This window comes from Nocardiopsis sp. TNDT3, assembly GCF_003427465.1.
Classification (GTDB): Bacteria; Actinomycetota; Actinomycetes; order Streptosporangiales; family Streptosporangiaceae; genus Nocardiopsis; species Nocardiopsis dassonvillei.
Window position 1 is genome coordinate 1 of record NZ_QPFC01000168.1, and the last position, 7,116, is coordinate 7,116.

The window sequence follows — 7,116 nt, forward strand, 5'->3', positions numbered from 1 at the left end:
GTCCGGCGCGCCGGACCCCGTAGCGGATCCGGGCCGCCGCGCCCCATCGGGCTGCCGCCCCGGGACCGGGCCGCGGACCGGGCGAACCGCTGGGCCATCGCCAGGGGGTCGCTGCCGCGTCCACCCGTTCGCCCACCCGCACGCGGGCGCCCGCCCGGTGCCGGGCGGGCCAGTCCGGTGCGTCGCATCAGCTGGTTCTTCGCCGTCCTCAGGGGGTTCCTCATGGCGGTTTCCTCCTCGTCTGTCGGTCCCGTGTCCCGGTCGGCCACCCCGCCGCCGGGCGGATGATGACGAACGGAGCACGTTCCTCGTTCCTGTCTGTTGCGCTACCCCCAAGTGTGATATTGATGCGTCTTTCCTCGATCGGGCTGGCGGAGTGACCCCGGCGGGGAAGCCCGTCGGCGTGTCCCCCGGGAGGGTCAGCACAGGTCAAAGGGGTTCTTGAACCTTCGGAGGGCTCACGCGCCCTCGGACGGATCCCGTCGCGTTTCGCGCGGCAGTACCGGTGTCAGGGCGGCCGCCACGAGCTGCACGGCCGCGAGCAGGCCGAAGACCAAGCCGTACGCCTCCCCTTCGGGTGCGTGCCCCGAGACGGCCGTCGTCATCAGCGCGGCCAGGCCCAGGGCGCCGCCCGTCTGCTTGGCCGCGTTCATCAGGCCCGAGACGGCCCCCGCGTCCCCGGGGGCGGCGCCCGAGGTCACGACGGCGGTCAGCGGAGTGGTGAACAGGCCGCCGCCCACGGACATGAGGACCGCGGGCCCCAGCACCGCCGCGGCGTAGGTCTGCTCGGTCACCGCCGCGGCCTGCCAGGCGAAGCCCGCCGCGGCGGTGAGGCAGCCGACCCCGATCAGCGTTCGCGCCCGCACGAACCCCATCAGCCACGGGGTGACCAGCCAGCCCACGGCCATGGTGACCAGGGTGTGCGGCAGGAAGCCCAGGCCGGTCAGCAGCGGCCCGAAGCCCAGCTCGTCCTGCATGTAGAAGGTGAGGAAGTACCACATGGGCACCTGGAAGCAGACTCCGGCCAGGAACACCATGGCGTTGCCCGCCCAGACCGCGCGGCGGCGCAGGAGCCCCGGCGGCAGGAGGGGAGCGGGCGCACGGGACTCCACCGCGGCGAACAGCGCCAGGGCGAGGACGCCCGCGGCCAGCACCGCCACCGCGGCCGGGTCCCCCCAGCCGTGCTCCGCCGTGCGGGTGAGGCCGTAGGTGAGCGCGACCGTCCCGCCGGTCGCGGTCACCGCCCCGGGCAGGTCGATCCGTCCGCCGCGGCCCTCTCCCGGGCTCCGGCCACGCGGGTCCCGGCCAGGAGAACCCGTGCTGTGAGGGGCGCGGTCGTGGCGCTCCCGGTCACGCTGACCCGTGTTGGCCGGGTCGCGGTCGTGGCGTTCCCGGCCCAGGAGGTAGGGGGTCATGGCCAGCGCCGCGATGCCGACGGGCACGTTGACCAGCAGGACCGACCGCCAGGACAGCGCCTCGGTCAGCGCGCCGCCGAGGAGGTTGCCGACCGCGCCGCCCGCCACGCTCACCGCGGTCCAGGCGGCCAGCGCACGCACGCGGGCCCGCCCCTCGGGGAAGGAGGCGGTCAGGATGGTCAGGGTCGCGGGGGCCAGTACCGCCGCGCCCGCTCCCTGGAGCGCGCGGGCGGTGACCAGCAGGACGGGGGAGGGGGCCGCCCCGCCCAGCAGGCTGGCCGCGCAGAACAGCGCGAGCCCGGCGGCGAACACCCGCCGGTGTCCGTACAGGTCGGCCAGCCGCCCGCCCAGCAGCAGGAGGCCGCCGAAGGCCAGGGTGTAGGCGTGGGCGACCCAGGGCAGCCCCGTCGCGGAGAACCCCAGGGAGGAGCGGATCGAGGGCAGGGCGACGTTGACCACCGACACGTCGAGCACCACCATGAGCTGCGCGGCGCACACCAGGGCGAGCAGCAGGCGCGCGGTCGTCTCCCCCGTCCGGGTTCGGGGCACGTGACACCTCGTTCCAGCAAAGCAATGTGGTTACATTGATTTGAACGGTAGTGTCGACGTGGCCACAAAGCAATGTGCATACATCGATAAGGGGGTCGGATGAGCGCACCGACGCGCGGGCCGGGAGCCGAGCACGAACAGCGCCGCCTCCAGATCGCCGACGCGGTCCTCGCCGTGGCGGCCGAACACGGCATGGCGGCCGTGTCCCAGACCAGCGTGGCGGCCCGCGCCGGGGTCTCACCCGGCCGAGTCCAGCACTACTTCCCCGCCAAGCACCAGATGATCGAGGCCGCCTTCGACCGGGGCAACGCCCTGAGCTCCGCGCGCATCGCCGCCAAGGCGGGCCCGGGCGACGACCCGCGCCGCCTCCTGACGACCGTGCTCACCGAGCTGATCCCCTACGACGACGCCACGCGCGCCCACATGCGCGTCCGCCAGGCCTTCACCGCGCTCGCCCTGTCCGACGAGGCCATCGCCCGGCGCATGCGCGAGGAGTACGCGCGCTTCCACGGCCGGGTCGCGGACCTGCTGCGCCGCGGTCAGGACGGGGGAGCGGTGCCCCGCACCCTGGACCCCGCCGAGCGTGCGGTCGCGCTCGTCGCCCTGGCCGAGGGGCTGGCCTACTACGTGCTCGTGGACGTCCACCCGGCCGGGGCGGCCCGGGAGCGGGTGCTCGCCGAGATCGCCGCCCTCCACGTGCCCGGCCCCGGCGCGGAGGGCTGACCGGCCCCCGGCCGCCGCCGTTCCGGCCGCGAGCGCGAACACGGGTTCCGGCACTGACGGGTGGTCGGGAAGGAGGCCGGACCGCGCGGCCGGGTCGAGGACGAGGCCCCTCGCGGTGGTCTCGTCGGCCGGACCCGCGGCGCCAGCTGACGTCGGCTTCGCCGCGCCCGACCAGGAAGGCCTCACATGTCCGACGACCAGCACTCCCGAGGGGCGTACCCGCATGACAACCAGTGTCCAGCGGCTGATCGAGGCGGCACGCCCGGCGCCGCCGGCCGACCCGTTCGACTGGGAACAGGTCGAGCACCGGATCGGGGCGTCCGTGCCGCAGGACTACCGTGACCTCCTCGACGCGGGGGGCGGCGGACTCTGGCTGGGCTTCCTGAGGCTCCACGTTCCGGCGCCCGGCCCCGGCCTCAGGCACGTCGATCTCGAACGGTCGGGGCTGGAGTACCGACAGCTCCAGGACCTGTTCGAGGACGGGGTCGTGGAGCCGCCCGACGACCTCGCCCCTGATTCCGGACTGCTGCCCTGGGCCTCGACGGGAGCGGGGGTCACGCTCTACTGGCAGGTCTCACCGGGGACGGCGGCCGACGCGTACCCGATCCGGATCTCGGACCGGAGCGGCGAGGTGTGGGAGAGGCACGACCTGCCCACCACCGACCTTCTCCTGGGAACCGTCCGGGGCGAGGTGCGCGGTGAGCTGCTCCACGAGTCGTGGACGGAACGCGACGTGCTCTTCAGGTCCTACGCGCGGGAAGCGGCGCACGGCGGGTGACGCGCCCCATGCCGCGGTCGCCTCACCCCGTTCGGGGACGCGGCCCCGCGGCACACCGCGCTCCGGACGGTCACCGGAAAACCCGTCGCGCCCCGGGCGGCCTTCCCCGTAACGTGCTCCTCGCCGACCCCCGGCTCCTGCCCCTCCACGGCATGCCCGGCTTCCGAGAGGACCCCCCATGTGCGCCACCACCGCGCCCCCGGCCGCCTGTGACCTCGACGACCGGGGGCGGGCGTGACTGCGGGCACGGACCGTCTCCAGCCCCCGGTGACGCGGTGGGTGCTTCCCGCCCTGGTCCGGTACTCCTTCTCCGTGGCACCGGGTGCGGCCGCCCTGACCATGATGCTGGCCGTCCTCGCCGGTGCGGCCCCGGTCGGCATCACCATCGGGGTGGGCGCACTGGTGGACGGGCTCACCTCGGCCGCCGGCCAGGGGCTGGACGGTCCGGCGGCGCGGGAGTGCTACCGGTGGGTCGCCCTCATCGCCGTGCTCTTCCTCCTCACCCACGTCACCGAGTCGGCGCGCACGGCCCTGGGACGGGCCCTGGGCCGCCGGGTCACCGGCCGACTGAGGGAGCGCGTGATGGCGGCCGCCTCGGAACCGGCGACCGTCGGCCACCTGGAGGACCCGGCCTACCAGGGCAGACTCGGGCGTGCGCGGGGCGAGGGGACCATCGACATGCCGCCGGGGGAAGCGGTCTTCGGCCTGTCGGCCAAGGCCTCGTTGTGGGTGACCGCCGTCGGCTCCGCGGCCCTGCTCACCCAGGTCGCCTGGGGACTGGGGCTCATCGTCTTCGCGGTCTTCGCGGTGCTCCACCTCCGGCTGGTCCGCAACTACCGGACCGCCGTCGTCGAGACCGTGAACCAGACGCGGAAGCTGCGCCGTACGTCCTACCTGCGGGACGTGCCGACCACGCCGGACGCGGCCCGGGAGGTGCGCGTCTTCGGGCTCACGGCCTTCTTCCGCGACGCCTACCACGCCGAGTGGCGCGTGAACATGACCGAGGTCTGGCGGCGACGGCGCGAGCACCGCGTGTTCGTCGTCGTGGTCGTCGTGGTCACCGGCGTCACGGTCGCCTCGGTCTTCTACTACCTGGCACACCGGGCCGCCGCCGGAGGCACGACGGTGGGCGACCTGGCGCTGGGCGGCCTGGCCCTGCGGGCCCTCCTCCAGGTGCTCCGGGCGGACGAGGACGACCTGCGCACCAGCTTCGGCTCCAAGGCGGCCGCCGAGGCGTTCGCCCTTCCGGAGGCCGACCCGCCCGGCGGGTCCGACCCCGAGCCCTGGACGGAGCCGGTAGCGACCGTCTCCTGCGAGGGTCTGCGCTTCCGCTACGGCGGCGCCGCCGACGAGGTGCTGCACGGCATCGACCTCGACGTCCCCGAGGGGCAGTCGCTCGCCATCGTGGGCCTCAACGGGGCCGGAAAGACGACGCTGGCCCGGCTCCTCGCCGGTCTGGACGCTCCGAGCGGGGGCCGCCTGCGCGTCGGCGGAACCCCGGTGGAGGACGCCAACCGCCGGAGCTGGCAGCGCCGGGTGGTCGCCGTCTTCCAGGACTTCGGCCGCTACGAGCTGACCGTGCGGGACAACATCGCCTTCGGCTCCCTGGCCCACGCCGACGACGAGGAGGGCCTGCGGGAAGCGGCGCGCCAGGCCGGACTGCTGGAGTTCGTCGAGGGACTCCCGAAGGGCTGGGACACGGTGATGTCCAGCGGGTACGAGGGCGGGGTCGACGCGTCGGGCGGCGAGTGGCAGCGCGTCGCCATCGCCCGGGCGCTGTTCGGCCTGCGGCACGGCGCACGGCTCCTGATCATGGACGAGCCGGCCGCGAGCCTGGACGCCCGCGCCGAGGCCCGGCTCTACGACACGTTCCACGAGCTCACCGCGGGGGCCACGACCGTCGCGATCTCCCACCGGTTCGCGACCGTGCGCAGGGCGGAGCGGGTGGTCGTCCTCGACCGGGGCCGCATCGTCGAGGACGGCACGCACGAGGACCTGATGAGCGCCGACGGCCGGTACGCCGAGCTGTTCCGTCTGCAGGCGAAGCGTTTCGAGGAGGCGTCATCGTGATCAGCGCCCTGCGCTTCGTCCTCACGACCGGACCCCGCGTCGACGGGTTGCGTTCCCTGGTCGTGGTGGCGATCGCGATTCTCGAACAGGCCACCGGGATCGGTCTCGCCGTGGCGATCGGGCTGTTCAGCGAGGCGGCGAGCGGGGGCCCGACCAGCGGCCTGGCGGTGCTCGCGCTGTGCGTGGCGGTCTTCGTCATGCTCACCCAGGGCACCTTCGTCGCCGGCTACTTCACCCGCCTCCGGCTCCAGGAGCAGATCCAGAGCCACGTCGACCGCCGGTTCGTCGACGCGGTCGGCGCGACGCCGACGCTGGAGGTCCACGAGCGTTCGAGCCGCTCCGACAGGGCGGCGGCGGTGCGCGGGGCGCGGGGCGAGATCGGCCCGGGTTTCGACCGGCTGATGTGGCTGGCCGGAGCCGCGCTGGCCCTGGTCGCCTCGGCCGCCCTGATGGCCTCGGTCGTCCCCGTCCTGGCCCTGCTGCCGCTCTTCGCCCTCCCCGCCGTGCTGGCCACCCGGGCGGCGGACAGGAGGCGCGGCCGGGCCGAGGAGCGCGCCACGCCCAGGACCCGGCTGGCCGGTCACCTGTTCACGCTCGCCACGGCGGCCGCGCCCGGTCGCGAGACCCGCCTCTTCGGGCTGGCGGGCGAGTTGCGGCGCAGGCACCGCCGGGAGTGGGACTCCGCGGGCCGCGACATCGCCCGGACCGACGGACTGTCCCGGGTCCCGGTCGCGCTGGCCTGGCTGCTCTTCGTGCTGGCGTACGCGACCGCCGTCGCCCTGATGGTGCGGGCCGGACTGGTCGGCGACGCTCCGCTCGGCCTCATCGTCGCGGCGGTCGCGGTCAGCAGCCAGATCACCGGGCAGGTGCAGAGCCTGCTGAACCTGTCCTTCTGGACGCTGGAGTCGCTCCGGGCCACCCGGGCCTTCCTCGACGTGGTGCGGGACGGCGACGCGGAGCGGGCGGCCCTCGTGCCGACCGCGCCGGTGGCGGTGCCCGCCCGCCTGGAGAGCGGCATCAGGGTGGAGGGTCTGGGCTTCCGGTACTGGAACCGCGATCGGCCCGCGCTGAGCGACATCGACCTCGAACTCCCGGCCGGGGCCGTGGTGGCGCTGGTCGGGGAGAACGGCGCGGGCAAGTCGACGCTGGTCAAGATGCTCAGCGGCCTCTACCGGCCCGGTCAGGGGCGCGTCCTGGTGGACGGGACCGATCTCGCGCGGTTCGCCCCGGACCAGTGGCGCGCCCGGATCACGGCGGCCTTCCAGGACCCGGTGCGCATCGAGCTGTCCCTGCGGGACGCGGTCGGGCTGGGGCGGATCGAGGACCGCGGCGATTCGGAGCGGATCCTCCAGGCGCTGCGGACGGCCGGCGGGGACGGGCTCCTCGCCTCGCTGCCCGGGGGCCTGGACACCCGGCTCGGGCGCGGGTCGTGGGACGGCGAGGGGCTGTCCGGGGGCCAGTGGCAGACGGTCGCCAACGCCCGTGCGGCGATGCGGCGGGCGCCGCTGCTGCGGATCATGGACGAGCCCACCGCCAGCCTCGACGCGCGCGCCGAGGAGCGGCTGTTCCAGCAGTACGCCG

6 protein-coding genes are annotated in these 7,116 nt (G+C 74.7%); 4 read left to right on the forward strand and 2 right to left on the reverse strand.

Annotated features, from left to right (window positions below):
* On the reverse strand, nucleotides 1-224 hold a 224-nt coding region (locus tag DQW06_RS29410; RefSeq protein WP_232832957.1), incomplete at its 3' end, for a hypothetical protein.
* Between the two features lie 234 nt (nucleotides 225-458).
* Complete coding sequence (locus DQW06_RS04680; RefSeq protein ID WP_013152870.1) at nucleotides 459-1,964, reverse strand: MFS transporter; 1,506 nt, start codon at nucleotides 1,962-1,964, stop codon at nucleotides 459-461.
* Between the two features lie 99 nt (nucleotides 1,965-2,063).
* Here DQW06_RS04680 and DQW06_RS04685 point away from each other — a divergent pair, with 99 nt between their 5' ends.
* From DQW06_RS04685 to DQW06_RS04700, 4 genes are all read left to right on the forward strand, one after another.
* Nucleotides 2,064-2,687, forward strand: coding sequence for a TetR/AcrR family transcriptional regulator (locus tag DQW06_RS04685; RefSeq protein WP_013152871.1), 624 nt, complete (start codon nucleotides 2,064-2,066; stop codon nucleotides 2,685-2,687).
* Between the two features lie 223 nt (nucleotides 2,688-2,910).
* Nucleotides 2,911-3,465, forward strand: coding sequence for a hypothetical protein (locus DQW06_RS04690; protein ID WP_013152872.1), 555 nt, complete (start codon nucleotides 2,911-2,913; stop codon nucleotides 3,463-3,465).
* A 234-nt stretch (nucleotides 3,466-3,699) separates the two neighbouring features.
* Nucleotides 3,700-5,535 (forward strand): ABC transporter ATP-binding protein, encoded by a 1,836-nt coding sequence (locus DQW06_RS04695; RefSeq protein WP_117198021.1) that lies wholly within the window; start codon nucleotides 3,700-3,702, stop codon nucleotides 5,533-5,535.
* Nucleotides 5,532-7,116 (forward strand): ATP-binding cassette domain-containing protein (locus DQW06_RS04700; protein WP_117198022.1); only part of this gene is annotated, 1,585 nt, incomplete at its 3' end. The genes DQW06_RS04695 and DQW06_RS04700, both read left to right, overlap by 4 nt.

Excerpts from the sequence above, each read along its gene's own strand:
- DQW06_RS04685 (WP_013152871.1), top strand. The coding sequence starts at position 2,064 with ATGAGCGCACCGACGCGCGGGCCGGGAGCCGAGCACGAACAGCGCCGC.
- DQW06_RS04690 (WP_013152872.1), top strand. The coding sequence starts at position 2,911 with ATGACAACCAGTGTCCAGCGGCTGATCGAGGCGGCACGCCCGGCGCCG.